General features: G+C 51.8%; 13 protein-coding genes. 5 read left to right on the forward strand and 8 right to left on the reverse strand.

Annotated features, from left to right (window positions below; all coding sequences use genetic code 11):
* Positions 1 to 72 precede the first annotated feature (72 nt).
* The 3 genes from Q0W37_RS00705 to Q0W37_RS00715 all read left to right on the forward strand — a co-directional run bounded on the left by Q0W37_RS00705 (position 73) and on the right by Q0W37_RS00715 (position 4,327).
* Positions 73 to 2,547 carry a glycogen/starch/alpha-glucan phosphorylase gene (locus tag Q0W37_RS00705; protein WP_297697810.1) on the forward strand — a complete coding sequence of 825 codons (2,475 nt, stop codon included), beginning with the start codon at positions 73 to 75 and terminating at the stop codon, positions 2,545 to 2,547.
* Between the two features lie 204 nt (positions 2,548 to 2,751).
* Complete coding sequence (gene ybaK / locus Q0W37_RS00710; RefSeq protein WP_297697811.1) at positions 2,752 to 3,252, forward strand: Cys-tRNA(Pro) deacylase; 501 nt, start codon at positions 2,752 to 2,754, stop codon at positions 3,250 to 3,252.
* Between the two features lie 4 nt (positions 3,253 to 3,256).
* Positions 3,257 to 4,327 carry a glycoside hydrolase family 16 protein gene (locus Q0W37_RS00715; RefSeq protein WP_297697813.1) on the forward strand — a complete coding sequence of 357 codons (1,071 nt, stop codon included), beginning with the start codon at positions 3,257 to 3,259 and terminating at the stop codon, positions 4,325 to 4,327.
* An 11-nt stretch (positions 4,328 to 4,338) separates the two neighbouring features.
* On the opposite strand, the gene Q0W37_RS00720 is transcribed toward Q0W37_RS00715, so the two are convergent.
* The gene (locus tag Q0W37_RS00720; protein WP_297697814.1) at positions 4,339 to 5,049 is read right to left on the reverse strand and encodes an OmpA family protein; all 711 of its coding nucleotides are present in this window, start codon (positions 5,047 to 5,049) and stop codon (positions 4,339 to 4,341) included.
* A 138-nt stretch (positions 5,050 to 5,187) separates the two neighbouring features.
* Between Q0W37_RS00720 and Q0W37_RS00725 the strand changes: the two genes are divergently transcribed.
* The gene (locus Q0W37_RS00725; RefSeq protein ID WP_297697815.1) at positions 5,188 to 6,252 is read left to right on the forward strand and encodes a hypothetical protein; all 1,065 of its coding nucleotides are present in this window, start codon (positions 5,188 to 5,190) and stop codon (positions 6,250 to 6,252) included.
* Between the two features lie 114 nt (positions 6,253 to 6,366).
* Here the strand turns inward: Q0W37_RS00725 and hisB are convergent, their stop codons facing one another.
* The 5 genes from hisB to Q0W37_RS00750 form a co-directional block, all read right to left on the reverse strand.
* Complete coding sequence (hisB, locus tag Q0W37_RS00730) at positions 6,367 to 6,951, reverse strand: imidazoleglycerol-phosphate dehydratase HisB (RefSeq protein WP_297697816.1); 585 nt, start codon at positions 6,949 to 6,951, stop codon at positions 6,367 to 6,369.
* A 9-nt stretch (positions 6,952 to 6,960) separates the two neighbouring features.
* Complete coding sequence (locus Q0W37_RS00735; protein ID WP_297697817.1) at positions 6,961 to 7,950, reverse strand: helix-turn-helix domain-containing protein; 990 nt, start codon at positions 7,948 to 7,950, stop codon at positions 6,961 to 6,963.
* Positions 7,950 to 8,525: a nucleoside triphosphate pyrophosphatase gene (locus Q0W37_RS00740; RefSeq protein ID WP_297697818.1), complete on the reverse strand. Its 576-nt coding sequence runs from the start codon at positions 8,523 to 8,525 to the stop codon at positions 7,950 to 7,952. Before Q0W37_RS00740 ends, Q0W37_RS00735 begins: the two co-directional genes overlap by 1 nt.
* Before the next feature lie 76 nt (positions 8,526 to 8,601).
* Positions 8,602 to 11,028: a putative LPS assembly protein LptD gene (locus tag Q0W37_RS00745; RefSeq protein WP_297697819.1), complete on the reverse strand. Its 2,427-nt coding sequence runs from the start codon at positions 11,026 to 11,028 to the stop codon at positions 8,602 to 8,604.
* A gap of 360 nt (positions 11,029 to 11,388) precedes the next feature.
* Complete coding sequence (locus tag Q0W37_RS00750) at positions 11,389 to 12,198, reverse strand: PDZ domain-containing protein (RefSeq protein WP_297697820.1); 810 nt, start codon at positions 12,196 to 12,198, stop codon at positions 11,389 to 11,391.
* Between the two features lie 282 nt (positions 12,199 to 12,480).
* Here Q0W37_RS00750 and Q0W37_RS00755 point away from each other — a divergent pair, with 282 nt between their 5' ends.
* Positions 12,481 to 14,766, forward strand: coding sequence for an ATP-binding protein (locus Q0W37_RS00755; protein WP_297697821.1), 2,286 nt, complete (start codon positions 12,481 to 12,483; stop codon positions 14,764 to 14,766).
* Positions 14,767 to 14,852: 86 nt separating this feature from the next.
* Here the strand turns inward: Q0W37_RS00755 and Q0W37_RS00760 are convergent, their stop codons facing one another.
* Complete coding sequence (locus tag Q0W37_RS00760) at positions 14,853 to 16,091, reverse strand: hypothetical protein (RefSeq protein ID WP_297697822.1); 1,239 nt, start codon at positions 16,089 to 16,091, stop codon at positions 14,853 to 14,855.
* A gap of 64 nt (positions 16,092 to 16,155) precedes the next feature.
* Entirely contained in the window at positions 16,156 to 17,076 is a 921-nt protein-coding gene (locus tag Q0W37_RS00765; RefSeq protein ID WP_297697823.1) for a hypothetical protein, read from the reverse strand.
* Positions 17,077 to 17,105: the final 29 nt, after the last annotated feature.

The following is a 17,105-nucleotide window of genomic DNA, read 5'->3' on the forward strand; positions in this document are numbered from 1 at the left end:
CTGCACAACACCCGTAAAAATTTCTAAACTTGAATTAGAAAAATTTTAACCCTAAACCCATAGGACCCTCTTATGGCAAAATCATTCAAGAAAGCAGAAGAAGTGACCGTGCTCGGCAACGACGCGGAATCGTTCCGCAAAGCCTTTACCGACCACATCCACCACACGCTCGCCCGTAACAGCGCGACCGTGACCGACCACGAAAAGTTCCTCGCCGTGGCATACGCCGTGCGCGACCGCCTCGTAGACCGCTGGATCAAGACGCAGGAAACCTATTACCAGAAAGACGTGAAGCGCGTCTACTACCTGTCCCTCGAATTTTTGATTGGCCGTACCCTCGGTAACTCCGTTCTGAACCTCGACGTCGAAAGCGCCGTTTCCGAAGCTCTCGATGAACTCGGCATGACGCTCGAAGAACTCCGCGAACAGGAAGTCGATGCCGGCCTCGGCAACGGTGGCCTCGGCCGCCTCGCCGCTTGCTTCCTCGACTCCATGGCCACGCTCGAACTCCCGGCCACCGGTATGGGCATCCGCTACGAATACGGTATGTTCAGCCAGAAGATCGTGAACGGCGAACAGGAAGAACAGCCGGATAACTGGCTGCGCCTCACCAACCCGTGGGAAATCGCCCGTCCGTCGAACGAAGTCAAGGTTCCGATGTACGGCTACGTGGTAAGCTGGATGGACGAAAAGGGCAGACTCCGTAACCGTTGGGAAACCAAGGACTACGTGCTCGCTCTCCCCTACGACACTCCGATTCCGGGTTACAAGAACAACACCGTGAACAACCTGCGCCTCTGGAGCGCCAAGTCCACCGACGACTTCGGCCTCTCCTACTTCAACAACGGTGACTACATCGCCGCTGTGCAGGACATGGAACTTTCCGAAACCATCTCCAAGGTTCTCTATCCGAACGACGCCTCCATGAACGGTAAGGAACTGCGCCTCAAGCAGCAGTACTTCCTCTGCTCTGCATCTCTGCAGGACATCATCCGCCGCTTCAAGAAGCTCCACGAAGGCGAATGGAAGGTGTTCCCTGAAAAGGTCGCCATCCAGTTGAACGACACGCACCCGGCAATCTCTATCGCCGAAATGATGCGTATCCTCCTCGACGAAGAAAACCTGGAATGGGACGAAGCTTGGGAAATCGTGACGCACACGTTTGCCTACACGAACCACACCTTGATGCCCGAAGCTCTCGAAAAGTGGCCGGTCAGCCTCTTCGAAAAGCTCCTGCCGCGTCATCTCCAGATCATTTATGAAATCAACGCTCGCTTCCTGCGTCAGGTGTCCCTCAAGTGGCCCGGCGACAATGCTCGCCTCGCCCGCATGAGCCTCATCGAAGAAGGCGGCTGCAAGATGGTCCGCATGGCTTACCTCTCCATCGTGGGTTCGTTCGCCGTGAACGGCGTGGCTGCTCTCCACTCCGACCTCCTGAAGACCACCCTCTTCAAGGACTTCTACGAACTGTGGCCTGAAAAGTTCAACAACAAGACGAACGGCGTGACGCCGCGTCGCTGGGTCCGCAAGGCAAACCCGGCTATGTCCGAGCTCATCTCTTCCAAGATTGGCGAATCCTGGGTCAAGGATTTGGACGACCTGAAGAAGCTCGAAAAGTTCGCGAAGGACGCCCAATTCCAGAAGGAATTCATGGCGGTCAAGAAGCAGAACAAGGAACGCCTCGCCAAGTACCTCAAGGCAACGCAGGGCGTGGATGTCGACGTGAACACGTTCTTCGACGTGCAGGTCAAGCGTATCCACGAATACAAGCGCCAGCTCCTGAACATTCTGCACGCCATTCACCTGTACATCCAGCTGAAAGACGGCAAGGAAATCATGCCGCGTACCATCATGATCGGTGGTAAGTCCGCTCCGGGTTACTGGATGGCCAAGCAGATCATCCGTCTTGCCAACGCCGTGGCAGCCATCATCGATGCCGATCCGGTTTGCAAGGGCAAGCTCAAGATGGTGTTCCTCGAGAACTACCGCGTGTCTTTCGCCGAAAAGATCATTCCGGCGGCAGACCTCTCCGAACAGATTTCCACCGCAGGCACCGAAGCCTCTGGTACCGGTAACATGAAGTTCGCCCTCAACGGCGCACTCACCATCGGTACGCTCGACGGCGCCAACGTCGAAATGAAGGAAGAAGTCGGTGACGAAAACATCTTCATCTTCGGTCTCACCGTTGAAGAAGTGACCGACCTCCTCGCCAAGGGCTACCGTCCGCGCGACTTCTACGAAAAGGACGACGATCTCCGCCGCGTGATCGACCTGATTGGTTCCGGCTTCTTCAGCCCCGACCGTCCGGACCTCTTCAAGCACATTGCAGACAAGCTCCTCACCAACGACAACTACCTGCTCTGCGCAGACTTCCGCAGCTACGTGGACATGCAGAAGAAGGTCGCCGAGGAATACATGGACAAGAAGACCTGGGCAGAAAAGGCTATCCTGAACGTCGCTCGCATGGGCAAGTTCAGCTCCGACCGTACCATCAAGCAGTACGCCGAAGAAATCTGGAACGCCAAGGGCTGCAGCATCAAGCTGTAGTTTAGACGGGAGACTAGAGAACGCTCACTGCGTTCGCTACAGACGAAAGATTAGGTCGCGATTTCTATCGCGACCTTTCTTATATGACCGCTCGGCTCTATTGCAATTATAAAATGTGATATCGCCTCGCTCTCGCCATCACGGCACGCTTACGCCGTGCCGCTTATGGCTCACGATATTATATTTGGGCCAAAGGACATTTTTATGGAAATCAAGAAGACGAACGCGGCGAGAATTCTAGACCGCCAGAAAATTTCTTACGAGCTTATCCCCTACAAGGTCGACGAAAACGACCTGGGCGCACAGCACGTTGCCGACAGCCTCGGCGAAGACATCAACCAGGTTTTCAAGACGATTCTTGTGCACGGCGACAAGATCGGCTACCTGATTTGCGTGGTGCCGGGGAACCTCGAAGTGGACTTGAAGGGAGCCGCCAAGGTGAGCGGCAACAAGAAAATCGACACCGTTCCGCTCAAGGATTTGACACCGCTGACCGGCTACATCCGCGGCGGTTGCAGTCCGCTTGGACTCAAGAAGAACTTTCCCATTTTCATTCACGAAACCGCGATGCAGTTCCCCTACATCTACGTGAGTGCAGGCGAACGTGGCTTGCAGCTGAAAGTCGCGCCCGCTGACCTTGTCAAGGCGACTCGCGCGACTGTGGGCGTTATCGCGAGAGTTCCTCCCGAAGCCCCCGAGGACTAATCCCATGCGCAAAGGAATGCTCGTTTCTCTTTCGGCGATTGCCGCTACGGCATTCCTTGCCGCGTGTTCATCCGACGACAGCTCGGCCACAGAACCGGCAAATTTTGCCGAAACTCAATTATCCAGTAGTTCCGACGAAGGCTCCAAACCCGCCGACAAAAATTCTTCCGATTCGAGCAGTTCCTTTACCGAATCGGAATCGTCTTCCGATGCTCGCCCAGCGTCACCGTCTTCAGCCATCGAGCTTTCCGAATCGTCTAGCAGCAAGGCAAGTCCCGAATCCAGCTATTCATCCTGGACGGCCACGAACTCTTCGAGTTCACTCGAAAACGTTGAATCAAGTTCTTCCCCAAACCTCTGGAACGACGAATTCGACGGAGCCGCCATTGACGCAAGCAAATGGACTTTCGAAACAGGCGCCACCGGCTGGGGCAACAACGAATGGCAAAACTACACCGCCCGTAGCGAAAACGCCTACGTGCAAGACGGCATTCTCCACATCCGCGCAAGCAAGGAACGCTACGAAAGTTCCGACTACACCTCGGCCCGCATCATCACCAAAGGAAAGTTCAGCTTCACCTACGGCACCGTAGAAGCCCGCATCGCGCTCCCCGTAGGCAAGGGAATCTGGCCCGCCTTCTGGATGCTTGGCGAAAACATCGATGACGTCAGCTGGCCCGCCTGCGGCGAAACGGACATCATCGAAACAGTAAACGACGAAAACATCGTCTACGGCACGAACCACTGGGCTTACGAAGGAAACCATGTCGAATATGGCAACAAAACCAAAGACTATTACGGAACAAGCCTAACGCTCGATATCACTCAGTTCCACACCTACAAACTCATCTGGAACGAGAAGAAGATCGCCATGTACGTAGACGATTTCAAGTACCACGAAATGAGCATCGAACTAGACGCCAACGGAAAAAGCGCCGGCGGAACCGACGCTTTCCATAAGCCTTTCTTCTTTATCTTGAACGTTGCCGTTGCAGGCAACTGGCCAGGCTTCGAAGTAGACGACTCGCAATTTCCGAACGAGATGCTAGTCGACTACATCCGAGTCTACCGGTAATCAGTAGAATTCTACTTCACTTCCACTTCGACTTCGTCGTCATTCAGCACGCGAAGTTCAATGCGACGGTTCTTGATGCGGCCCGCCTCGGTGCTGTTGTCTGCCTTGGGCTGAGAAGAGCCATAGCCACTTGCCGAAAGACGTCCCCTGTCGATTCCCTTGGAAGTCATGTAGAGGAACACGGCGTATGCACGCTGTTCCGAAAGGGTCTGGTTCATGTTTTCGTCACCCTCGGAACTGGTATGCCCCTGGATTTCGATTCTTGCCTTGGGGTTACGCTTGATTCCCGCCACCGCGGCATCCAGGATTTCCATCGATTCCGGTTCCAGCTCAGCGCTCCCGGCCTTGAAATTCACGCCCTTCAGTTCCACGCGGGTATCATCGAAGGCGACCGTTATGCCACCCGTACTCGCCGTGGGCGAAACATAGGGCGTATTGCCACATTCGAACAGTCCCGTAATGCTTTCGCAAAAAATGGTGTACGTCTCTTCGCGGGGAATATGGAAGGTCACTTCGCCTTCTTCGTCGGTTACAACGGACACCTTGTTCTTCGGATTTTTCTGTCCAATGAAGACGAGTCTTTTCTTTGCCTGGGGAACATCGTCAAAATTGGTATAGGTCACGGTCAACACGGCATGAGTCTTGTTCGGCAGAAGATCGCGCGCCATAACGGGCATCGAAAGCAAAAAGAACGCCGCAAGCAGCACCACAATATTTTTCATAGAATAAATCAACCTTCAAAAAAGGGAAATGTTCAAAAACGCGGCTAAAAATAGAAAAACGTTCGATAAAACGTCCTTGCAAAAAGCATTCAAAATTCTAAATTTTGCGCGAAAATTGCATCACTCCAAGGAGTTATCATGAAATTCAAGAAATTCGCGGCGATGACACTCATCGCAGGACTTGCCACGACGGCCTTCGCAGCCGATGTCACCGACAACATGACCCTCAAGGGCAACGTGCAGACCCAGGTCACCAAGTCCATCGCGGACGATGACAACAACTTCAGCAGCGGCTGGATCCGCGCCAACATCGGCGGACAGTACAAGAGCGAAAACCTGGACGGAACCATCATGCTCCGCATCTTCGCTCCCGAATTCGGCAACAAGATTAAGGACGGCGACGGCAAAACAAGCAGCTACGACAAGATTCTCGCGGATCTCTATTGGGTGAACTACAAGTGGAACGTCAGCGAAAACGACCTCGTGAACCTGAAAATCGGTCGCTGGAAAACCGACTGGTCGCAATCCACCAACTTCGGTACCTACGTAGACAAGGACCTCACCAAGCGCGGCCTCTGGATGCGCGACTATAGCCACAACGCACTGGAACTCGGCTGGAAGCACGGCCTGAACCAGCTGAACGCCATGGTCGCCGCCAAGAACGGCACCGCAAACCAAGGCTACATCCGCGTCGAAGACGACATGAAGTTCACGTTCCCCCTGGAAGTCAAGGTCGCCTACCGTTCCAACCTGGTTGACGTGGTACAGAACACCGCCTACGTGACCCACCGCATGGCCGCCTACGCAAGCTACGACCTGCTTTCTTTCCTGCGCGCCTACGGTGAATACGCCTGCATCTACACGCAAGACGACGATATCAATACACAGGCCGACAACTACGTCGCTCCCGAATCCAAGTATTTCCAGCCGGGCATTTACTACCAGCCGTTCTACCTGGGCCTTGATCTTGCCCCCAAGAGCGGAATCGCCAACACCCTCATGAGCCACCTCATGGTGGAATGGGAATACATCAACAAGCGCGACAACCTCTACGCCGCCACGGAACACACCTATGACGATTGGGCATGGACCGTTGCCTGGGTGAAAAGCATCGGCAAGTCCAAGCTCCAGTTCAGCGTCTATAGCGAAAACGAAATGAGCGACGTGGGTCTCGCCTTCCGCCTGACGAGCACCATCAAGTAAGTTTCAGGAATTATTCCAGGACATTTAAAACGGCTCCCCATTGGGGAGCCGTTTTCATATCCAGCGGACATAAAAAAGCCCAACCGAAATCTACGGCTGGGCCTTCATGAATTTCTACAGGACACCCTTGCTGCTGGGGATTCCCTTCACGTTACGGCTCGGAGAAACGGCCATCGCAACGGCACGGGCAAAGGCCTTGAAAATCGATTCGAGGCAGTGATGGTTGTCGTTACCGTAAAAGAGTTCCACGTGCAGGTTCATACGGGCATTTTCACAGAGGCTCTTGAAGAAGTGTTCGAACATCGAAGCCTCGATGCCACCCGCCATCGCAGCCGGGAGTTTCACGTTCCAGACAAAACCGATACGGTTGCTGAAGTCGATGCACACGCGGCTCAAGGCCTCGTCCATCGGAACAAAGTAGAAGCCGTAGCGTTCGATTCCTTTCTTGTCGCCAAGGCATTCCACCAGAGCCTGGCCGAGCACAATCGCAATGTCTTCCATGCTGTGGTGCATATCCACGTGGACATCGCCCTTGCAGGTCAAATCCAGGTGAATTCCGCCATGGACCTGGAACAGGTTCAGCATGTGGTCCAGAAAACCGTTACCGGAGCTGATTTGACCCGGAGTGGAATCGTCCAGGTTCAAGGACAGGGAAATATCGGTTTCTGAAGTTTTTCGGGTAATCGTCGTGCTACGCATAATAAATCCTTACTTTACAATCATTCCACCGAACACGCGGAAACGGGTGACGCGGCCAGACTTCATTTCGGGAAGCGGAGTTTCCTCGCCGTTCAGCAGCATCTTCGCAATCGCCTTCGGGTCGCCAATCGTCACGCACAAGGTGTCGTTCGTATTGTAGACCATTTTCACGCCGGCACGGGAGATATTCGCTTCTTTCAAGAAAGAACTGGAATCTTCACGGCGCTTGAGTCCTACCCACGAAAGGGCTTCGCCCGAACCCACCAGCACAAAGTTCGTCTTGTTCGTTTTCGGGGCTTCGGCTTTTTCAGCATTCTTCTTGGAATCCGAAGAAATGAAAATCGTCGCAGAAGCGGGCAGGTCGGATTTTTTGACCGCAGAATCGACTTCCGCCTGGCTCATCACGGTAGTCTTCAAAGAGAACTGATCCGCCGAAGAGTCCTTTGCCGTAGAATCTGCCACAAGGGAATCGACCGGAACAGCCTCGGCTCCGTCGGGAATTTCCTGAGTCATCGTATCTTCGACTACCGCGGGCACCTTTTCTTCGGGCTGCTGTTCAGCCGTCTGCTTGAGGGCGAGCGATTCCAAGTCCAGGAAGTGGGAAACAACAAGGAACGCCAGTATAAGAACGACGATTACGACAGGAACCGCCATGCTCTTTTTCTTGGTTTCGCCTTCTTTCAGCGGAGCAATCTTTTGTTCGCCCGAAACATTCTCATAGTCATTTTCAACCGGAGCGCCAATCTCAGAACCAAAGGCCTTGAGAACCTGATCCGCGTTCAAGTTGAGCTTGTTGCTGATGGAACGCAAATATCCGCGCACGTAGGCAGCCACCGGGAAAGCCTTCCACTGACCCGCCTCGATAGACCTGATATAGGACACGGCAACCTTGGTCGCATCCGAAAGTTCCTCAACAGTCATTCCGCGAGATTCGCGGACCCTTGCAATAAATTCGCCCAACTTTTCATCGGGACGTTTTTCTTCTGCCGGAATCGACATTATACCTCTACCTTCAAATCACTCAGCATCTGGAGCATACGCGCAACGGGCAGCCCCACAACGTTGTAATAGCACCCCCGAATCTCCTTGATAAGCCTCGCCCCTGCGGTCTGAATTCCGTAGGCGCCAGCCTTGTCCATCGGGTCCCTAGAATTTACATAATTTTCGAGTTCCTGTAAGGAGCAATTTCTAAAAATGACCTCCGTTTCCTCGCATCCGACCGAAAGCACCTTGCCACCGTGGGCGACCGCCACCCCGGTCATTACTTTGTGCGACCGGCCGTTCAGCTCCTGAAGCATTTCTAAGGCTTCCGCTTCATCGTGCGGCTTTCCCAGGGGGCGGTTATCCAGGAACACAAGCGTATCGAAACCCAGAACAATTTCGGACGGGCGCTTCCGCGAAACCGAGAGCGCCTTGATCGAGGCGATTTCCTTCGGGAAATCCAGCGGGTTCGTCGAAGCAGGCTTTTCTTCTTCGTTCGAGACAACCACTTCAAAATCCACGCCGATCAGTTGCAGAATCTCTCTGCGCCGAGGCGAACCACTCGCTAAAATCACTTTCGTTTTTCCCATCATAGCATCCTTTTTTACTCAGAGGGAGCTTTCTGCGACCGCCCTCACTGCTCAAAGCACCACAGGTGCGCCCTCATCGCTAATTCGTTTCCGTGCTACCCGCGTTCAGCTTGATGTCCGGCAGATCCCTCACGTAAATCGAGAAACTCCAGCCCGCGGCAGGTCCCGTCGGGGTCCAGCTAAAGTCAAGTTGCCAGCAATGCAACACTCGGTTGAACGTAAAGCTATGCGTCACGAAACGGCCTTCGTTATAGTTGTAGCGCGTACTGTAAGTCATTTCCCAGTTGCGCGTCGGTTGCAGGCTCGCGCTGATTCCCGTAGAATGCGACACCTGATCCTGGAACAAGTCCTTCGCTACACGCGTACTGCTAAAACTGTAGCTGTAGTCGAAGCCAAAAGTCCACTTGAGCATTTCGTACTTGCCCATCTGCGAAGGGAGGCCCCCATTGAATTCGCCGCTCCAGCTAAAGCGCTTCGAAAAATCGTAACCCCAGTAAGTGAGTTCCGGCACCTGCACCTTGTTCGGGTCATCGCTGAACTTGTGGTAAACGCTATGCCGCGTATAGATAGTGAACAAGTAGTCCGGCAAGATCTGGAAACCGAACGAAGACGTAATGTCCGAGAACTGCAACGAGTCCGCCGCAAAGTTATACGAAACATTATGACGCGTCGTCAGGAGGCGGCGTGTACCGTACTGATCCTCGACCGCCTTCGCCGTATCGCCCTTGGTGGTATCGGCAGCATGGCCCACCACCTTGAGGTACTTGATATCGAAGTCGTTGTTCAGTCCGAAGCCGACCGTTTTCTGCTCTATCTGATAAGGAGTCTGCCCCAGGAGAGGGTGCGGAGCAAACTTTTTCACCGTATCGATTTCGGGCGCATACGTATAGGACACGCTCGGCGAAAGCACATGCCTTGCACCCGTGAAGCGTCCAATTTCAGGCACCCAAATGCCGTAAAGCTTGGTGTCCGCCGTAATGCTGTAATTGTGGTTATAGGCGACCTGACCGTATTCGTCATGTTCAGGGTCCAGGCTCATGTAACGCCTACGGTACTTGAGGGAATCCTCGGGATTGATCCAGCCCGTTCCCGTCCAGTAACCCGTGAAGGTCGCACGCGGCGTGAGGTTGATGACATCGAAAATCGATCCCGAATAATCTACGGAATAGGTACCCGTGTAACCCACGTATTCCGCCGTCGTATCTTTCACGTTCACCGTATCGCGGGCACGACGCGTGTAATAGTTGAAACGGTTATTGAAGCTATAGTTGAACTTTTCCATGTAGCTGATAAACGAACCGTCTTCGTAAGCTTCTTCGTCCTCGTCGTACTCGAACGTAAAAAGCTGTCCGCTCATACGGTACTGGATATCGGGAATTTCGCGTTCCATCATGTCGGTCACCAGGTTGTGGCTCTGGCGCGCCTTCACGGTCAAGCTCTTGTTGGTACCGAACTTGCCCGAATAAGTGAGCTGGGCATTCGCCTGCTGGTTCAAGATGGTTTCGGCATCGAGGGCCTTGTCCTTACGAATGCTCTGGCTAGAAACAAACGAACCCGAGCCGCTCAACGTCTGCTTTCCGTCGGGAGTCAAGTTCTGGTTATGCGCAAAGCGGATATCGTAGCCACTGTTCGCCATGTCAAACTCTTCGAGGTACGCCGTATAGGAAAGGTTTCCGTCGAGCACGTAACGTTTCTTGTAGCGGACTTCGCCCGTGAGAGTCGAACGTTCAAAACGGGCCTCGTCACCTTCGATAATGTCGCCCTTGACCGTTGCATCCCAGTAATCATTCGGTGCGTAGTAGAAGCCGATATTGCTCATGTAGTAGCCCTGCTTCTGGTCACCGCCGAACTTGGGAGTCAAAAGACCCGACTTACGTCCGCTCTTCAGGGGAGCAACAATCATCGGAAGCACCGCCACCGGCACATCGGCAATATTCAGCACCACCGGGCGCGCGGTAATGGTCTCCTTGGGCTTCACCACCATGCGGCGTCCGTAAAAGTAGAAGTGCTGGTGCGTCGAGTCGTTACAGGTACTAAAGTCACCGCGCGCAATCTGAATTCGCTGATCCGGGAGTCTACGAACCTCCATACCATTCAACTGCTGGTTGTCCTGATACGTGGTCGCATAATAGATTTCGCCGATCCGGCTTTTCATGTTGTATTTGAGCCGCATTCCCGAAAGCGACGGATTCTTGGACTCACGCAAAATCGGATCGCCACTTGCAGCCAGGATACTGTTTTCCTGGTCGAACAAGATGGTGTCGGCATCCAGGGTCGCCGTGCGGTACTTGAGCTGTGCGCTGTTATTCAAGTTGAAAGTCGACTTGTCCACATCGTAAACGAGGTCCACCGCACGGTATTCAATCGTGTCCACCCCAGTCGTATCGTTCATCCAGTCGACTTCGGTGGTATCCTCTTCGACCTGCTCGCGCTCTTCGAGTTCAAAGCGGGTCATCTCCTGACCGAAAGCGGTCGGAGCGGCTAAGGCAACAAGCCATAATGCCAAAAATGCCCACAGATTACGATGGGTTCCAGATAAAATCACGTTGCGGCAAATATAGGAAATAGTAGAAAGAGGCACGAACGTGGCATCCAGGCCCTTCGGTAAACTCAGGGTAAACTCCGGGCTTTGCCCGTAGTCGATATACGATACTTGGCAACTTGTTGCCTTAGTAGAGTTAGGTTCGTAGGAGCAGGATCTCTAGCCGATTTTTAAGACGGGGCATATAAAAACGTTCCAAAGGTCACTTTTATACGCCCTATTTTACGTTGTACAAAATGTTTTTCTATAAAAAACGTCACCCCCGATTTAATCGAGGGTGGCATCTGCAATATTAGCGATCAATCCGCAACTAAAGGCGGCCAATTACTTGAGCACGGCGTTCTTGCCAGAGACAGAACCGTTGAGGTCGATGCGGACCAGGTAACGGCCACTCGGAACATTTTCGCCATTCCAACGTACCGTGTTGAAGCCCGGCTGGGCGTTGTCGGCACGGAGATTTGCCACTTCAGCACCATCGGAGTTCAAGATGGTGACGATAGCAGTACCGGCAGACTTGGCATCAAAGCTCACTGCCTTACGGCTAAAGCCCTTGAGCATTGCCGAAGCAGGCTTGTTCACATTCTTGGATGCCTTGGGAGCAAATTCATCGGCACGTTCCACATAAATGCCGTTCAGTTCCTTGGCGTTCACCTTTTCGTCTTCAGCAACGAGAGAGCCACGCTTGAGGACCGCCACCAGCTGTTTGGCACCTTCGGTCGCGCTTGCGTAAGTTTCAAGTTCCTGGGAGTTGAATTCCTTCTTGTCACCGTACCAAGCTTCGACACTTTCGCTCTGCAGATCCTTCACGGTAATCTGGGCACGGCGAAGCGTTGCCGTCATCGTATCGACTCCGCTTACAAAGGTGAGTTCGAGCGGCTTGTTCACCTGGCCACGGAGCTGTTCCTTGGACTTTTCAATGTCGTTACCCTTGAGGCTCACCCCGTCGACGGCGATAATCACATCGCCAGCCTGGAGCTTGGTTTCCGCTGCAGGAGTACCCGGAATGACTTCCGCCACCTTGACGCCGTCGCGGGTCTGGTAAATCGTCACGCCGATACCGCCGAATTCTTCGTCGGCCATGATCGGAGCAGCAAGCATTGCAGCAACAAGAGAAGCCTTGATAAACTTGTTCATAAATTCTCCTTGTAAATCCATTCGACCTAAATATATAATATTTAATCGTTTCGGCAACTGAATTTGTCAAGAAAACATTCCAAAATGCCGAACCCTTGACAAAAACGCCAAAATTTACTATATATGGGCTATGGTTGCGCACCAAAATCGCGCATTTATCAATTTTCAATAAAAAATTTTCCATAAAATTCTTTGAGACCCCATGAAAAAATTTTTGGGGATATTGTACCCTCTCGAAACCGGGTATGAGTTTCCAAAATTTTTTTCAAAAAAAGGTAACTCATGAATAAGAAAAACTATTTCCAAAACATCGCCCAACAACTCAACTGCAAAGCAGCTCCCGCCGAAAATGCAGGTCCGAGCTTCGCTCTGCTCAAAATCATGGAGTACTGGGTCCGTTTTCTGCAGACGGACTCCGACTACCTGAACATCGAGCCGATCGTCGCTCTGATGAACTTTGAAACGCAGACCGAACTCGTCTACGCACTCGCTAAGATCGAAGAGCAAAATCTGCGGCTTCCCGCCTCCGTCGCGTCTAAGGTAAATTACTGCGGGCCTCACGGTCGCCAGTTTCTAAAGAAGTACCCGAGCGCAGACTACCACTTCGAGGTGAAGCACTGCATCAACAACATCAAGCATCTCACCCGCGACGTATTCACCGAAGAAGAATGGAAAAAGTTCAAGAACACTGTCATTCCGCTGTTCCTGAAGTTCGCATGGAACGAGCTCAACAAGGGTGTCGCCGAAAACGACACCACCATGGAACGAATCGAAAAATTGCAAAATCTGTCCCACCTGCAAGATGACGAAATCGAAATCATCTTGTATCTCTGGCTGCAGGAATACGACGAAATGGAAGTCACGGCTAAAAAGAAGGGCCCCTCCACGGGAAATCGAAGCCGCTATATGGAAAAGGACTTCGATTTGATTTCTGTCGCGACCGGACTCTCCAAGCAGAGAGTGTCCGATTTGCTCAACGGCGAATCGCTCCTCGCAAAGCTCGGTCTCATTAACGAAGAAGTCGATCTCGAACGCGACATCATTTTCCATTTGAATGGACAAAGCGAAATCACTAGGATTAGCAACGTCGAAATGGCCGAAGCCCCCAAAATTCCGTTCAAGACACTCGCCAAGGACCGCCCCGAAGCAGAAACACTCGTGTATCTGCTCAAGAATCACGATTACAAGAAGCCACTCAACATTCTATTCTACGGTCGTGCAGGTACAGGAAAATCGGAACTCGCGAAGGCGCTCGCCCAGGAAGTCGGGCTTCCGATGTATGTCACCAAGACAAGCGACAAGAGCGAACGTTACGGAAACGATCTCACCAATCTTTCCGACACCATACTCCGTCGCCGTGTGCGCGCTATCCGTTTCATTGCCATCAACAACGAAAATGCGAAAACCATCATTTTGGTCGACGAAGCGGACCAGATGCTGAACAGTTTTGAAAAGGGCGCGCTCAACATGCTCATGGAAGACGTCCACACCCCGATCATCTGGATATCTAACTCCATGGACCATGTCGAAGAAAGCACCTGTCGCCGGTTCGACTATTCGATGGAATTCCAGAATTTCACGGCAGAAAAACGCGCCGTGCAGTTGCAGTCTGTGCTGGAAACATTCCACGTTCCGCATCTGATCAGCGAAGAAGAAGTGAAGTCCATTGCCGCGGAATACCCCGTGACAGTAGGCGGCTACACCAAAGCCGTCCAGAACGCCATTCCCGCGGCAAAGCAGAAAAAAGTCAATCCCGTAGACATTATCCGCAGGACGCTCGACGCCCACGCCAATCTGCTGAACATCTCCTGCGACAACACTCGCGACAAGACGACACACTCCCCTGCGTACACACTCTCCGGACTCAACATAGACCAGAATATCACCGACATTTTGGAAATCGCCACAAATTTCAACGGAATCTGGGACCATCTCGACGGGAGTTCCGCCGCACAGTCGCTAAACATTCTCCTGTATGGCGCTCCGGGTACCGGCAAGACCGAATTCGTACGGTATCTCGCCCGCAGTCTGAACAGGAATCTGGTCATCAAGCGAGCAAGCGATTTGCTCGGAAAGTACGTCGGCGAAACTGAAGCAAACATCAAGGCGGCATTCAGCGAAGCCGAAGAGAGCAAGGCAATACTCTTCTTCGACGAAGCGGACAGTTTTCTCAGCGACCGCAACAATGCCGAGCGCAATTTCGAAGTGCAGCAGGTCAACGAACTGCTGACGCAGATGGAAAATTTCAACGGCATTTTCATTGCCGCAACAAATTTCAACGGACGTCTCGACAATGCATCCCGTCGCCGGTTCGCCATCAAGGTCAAGTTCGACTATCTCACCCGCGAAGGCATCGAAACTGTTTGGGATTCGTTCTTCCCGAAGCTCGAATGTCCCGAGTACGTCAAGCGCATGACGAATCTCGCTCCGGGCGACTTCGGCGCCGTCTACAACCAGCTGCGTTACATGCCCGCACACAGGCTCTCCGCCGACTGCATCGCAAAAGCGCTCGAACGTGAAATCGAGGCGAAAGAAGGAGTTGAAAATAAAAGAAGGATGGGATTCTAAAATGTTCGGACATAGCACAAAAGCCGCCGGCATTTTCGCCGACGGCTTTTTTCATAATTCAATTTTACCCGCAAATTAGGCAGGCATCATCCTTTAATATAGCGGATTTTATCTTCGGTTCTAAGCCCCTGATAATCACCTTCGAACCTATTGCCACCCACATTCTTTTTAGAAAAGCAGACAGAATCGTTTCGGTTCATTTCGAACATATCGCCCGCACGAAACCCCTGAAGGGCTGAATCATGCATCAACACATACTCCACCTTTTCCTGATAAGTGTACATGTTCGTGAACTTGTCCGGATCACATAGGTGCAGAAGCCCGTTGCGGACCTGTGCCGAAGAATCCTTTCTGACTTTCAAGATATAATCCACCAGAGCGGCTTTCACTTCGGCCACCGTGTTGAACTTCGGGCGCCTCGGCCAGGACAAGAAGCGTTCAAAAATGGAATAAATCAACTTCAGGTCCCTTCGCATTCCAAGCACCTGGACATTCCACACCCCCATATCAGGATAAGCCGGAGTTTCAAGATCCATCAATTGTCCATACGCGCCACAACCGAGAGCAACATTGTTCGCCCCCAAGGACCAAAGCCAATAAAGATGGCACGCAATCATCAAATAGACCTTGTTCTTTTCAATGAACGAATCTCGCCATTCCTGATAAGCCTTCAGTTCCTCCGAATACAATGTCTTTCGCTCCTCATATTCCTTCAAACGGGAGTCGTAGCGCTCCATGTATTCGTTATACCTCTTTTCGAAATTTTCCATGCGAACCCGATTCTTTTCATCGCGTTCTTTGACATCCTGCTCATATTTGAGCATTTTCGCCTGGTATTCTTCGTCGGTATCCTTCTTTTTGCGCTTGGGGACCACTATTTCCTTATAGTCCCCCGGTCTTACTGGCGGATTGAACATAGGTTCGATCGGTTCCTCCGGCTTTTCAAGCAAATTTTCATCTAAAAATTTGCAAACATCGTCCCTATACTGTACACACTTTGTATTGTAGCCATCGAAATAACGCTTGTATTCCTCCTGCGACATCCCACTGTTCTTGATCGATCTTGCAGAGAAACTAAACCGGACGAATGTCTGCCCCAAGATCAGCTCCAAAAAAGACGGAACTGGAGTACCATCGGCAGCATTCAAAGTTTCAAATTCAACAGAACCATCTTCACGCTCAACGGGCGGTTTCGAGAAATCGACTAGACGATCTTCCAAAACGGTCTTCGACAAAAAAGCGTCGAACAACTTATAAACCGTTTCCTGCCCCGGAACAGCAAAACGTCCCGACACTTTAGCATTAACATTGTTGGATTCGCCCATTTTGACCTCTCATTTGAAACATATATAAAATTTTCAAAAAAAAAGCAAGGAAAAAAGGGGGTGGCTACCCCATTTCCACACCACAGAGCCGATCCATGATATAGCGGATCCTGTCCTCGGTACGGTCTGCACGATAGACAATATTGTCTTCCACACGGCCAATGCGCTTAGAATAGTAGACACTATCTTGTTCCTGCAGCGTACTGAAACTGCTTGACTTATAATAGCGCAGCAACGATGAATGATGCTCAATCCATTCCATTTTCATTTCGTAATCATAGATATTGATATACTTATCAGGATCGCACAGATGCAGCATGCCGTTTCGAACCGGAGCATTCAAATCAATTCGCGTTTTAAAGACGAAGTCAACCATAGCGGACTTGATTTCGTCTACATTCTTGAATTCAGGCTTGTTCGGCCAAGTCATAAAACGATGCAGAATGGAATAGACCAGCAGCAGCTCCTTTTTCAGACCCATCGCAGAAATGTAGGCATCCCACAGCCCCTCTTCCGGATTATAGCCATTCAGAACGCCCATCCAGTCTTCCTTGATACCGGCAAGTTTGCCGAACTTGCCGCACGACGTCTTGACCCCGGACATACCCAGAGACCACAGCCAGTGCAGATGAGCAATCAAAACGAGCTCACCCTTATGAGCAGCCTTCCAATCGGCATTCTTGAGAAATTCCCGCAGAACGGCTGCTGGAGCATTGATGATAAACTCAACGCTCTTTTTATATGCTTCGTCACCCTTTTTACCGCAGAGCAGTTTCGAAAACAAAACCGGCTGACCGTTTTCGTCTTCAAGCGTCGCGAACTCTACCTGACCATAGTAGTCAACAGCGTATTTCGAGAAATCAATCGCCTTACCTTCGAGAATGGTCTTTGCGATAAACGCATCGAACAGGTTGTAGACGACTTCCCTGTCTTCGTCGAAGAAGCGCTGAAAAGAACGGATGTTGTTGGTGTTTGTTGTTTCCATAATGGATCTCCTATTAAAAAAACTTTTTT

This window comes from uncultured Fibrobacter sp., from assembly GCF_947166265.1.
Lineage (GTDB): Bacteria > Fibrobacterota > Fibrobacteria > Fibrobacterales > Fibrobacteraceae > Fibrobacter.

Excerpts from the sequence above, each read along its gene's own strand:
- Q0W37_RS00705 (WP_297697810.1), top strand. The coding sequence starts at position 73 with ATGGCAAAATCATTCAAGAAAGCAGAAGAAGTGACCGTGCTCGGCAAC.
- ybaK (WP_297697811.1), top strand. The coding sequence starts at position 2,752 with ATGGAAATCAAGAAGACGAACGCGGCGAGAATTCTAGACCGCCAGAAA.
- Q0W37_RS00715 (WP_297697813.1), top strand. The coding sequence starts at position 3,257 with ATGCGCAAAGGAATGCTCGTTTCTCTTTCGGCGATTGCCGCTACGGCA.
- Q0W37_RS00720 (WP_297697814.1), bottom strand. The coding sequence starts at position 5,049 with ATGAAAAATATTGTGGTGCTGCTTGCGGCGTTCTTTTTGCTTTCGATG.
- Q0W37_RS00725 (WP_297697815.1), top strand. The coding sequence starts at position 5,188 with ATGAAATTCAAGAAATTCGCGGCGATGACACTCATCGCAGGACTTGCC.
- hisB (WP_297697816.1), bottom strand. The coding sequence starts at position 6,951 with ATGCGTAGCACGACGATTACCCGAAAAACTTCAGAAACCGATATTTCC.
- Q0W37_RS00735 (WP_297697817.1), bottom strand. The coding sequence starts at position 7,950 with ATGTCGATTCCGGCAGAAGAAAAACGTCCCGATGAAAAGTTGGGCGAA.
- Q0W37_RS00740 (WP_297697818.1), bottom strand. The coding sequence starts at position 8,525 with ATGATGGGAAAAACGAAAGTGATTTTAGCGAGTGGTTCGCCTCGGCGC.
- Q0W37_RS00750 (WP_297697820.1), bottom strand. The coding sequence starts at position 12,198 with ATGAACAAGTTTATCAAGGCTTCTCTTGTTGCTGCAATGCTTGCTGCT.
- Q0W37_RS00755 (WP_297697821.1), top strand. The coding sequence starts at position 12,481 with ATGAATAAGAAAAACTATTTCCAAAACATCGCCCAACAACTCAACTGC.
- Q0W37_RS00760 (WP_297697822.1), bottom strand. The coding sequence starts at position 16,091 with ATGGGCGAATCCAACAATGTTAATGCTAAAGTGTCGGGACGTTTTGCT.
- Q0W37_RS00765 (WP_297697823.1), bottom strand. The coding sequence starts at position 17,076 with ATGGAAACAACAAACACCAACAACATCCGTTCTTTTCAGCGCTTCTTC.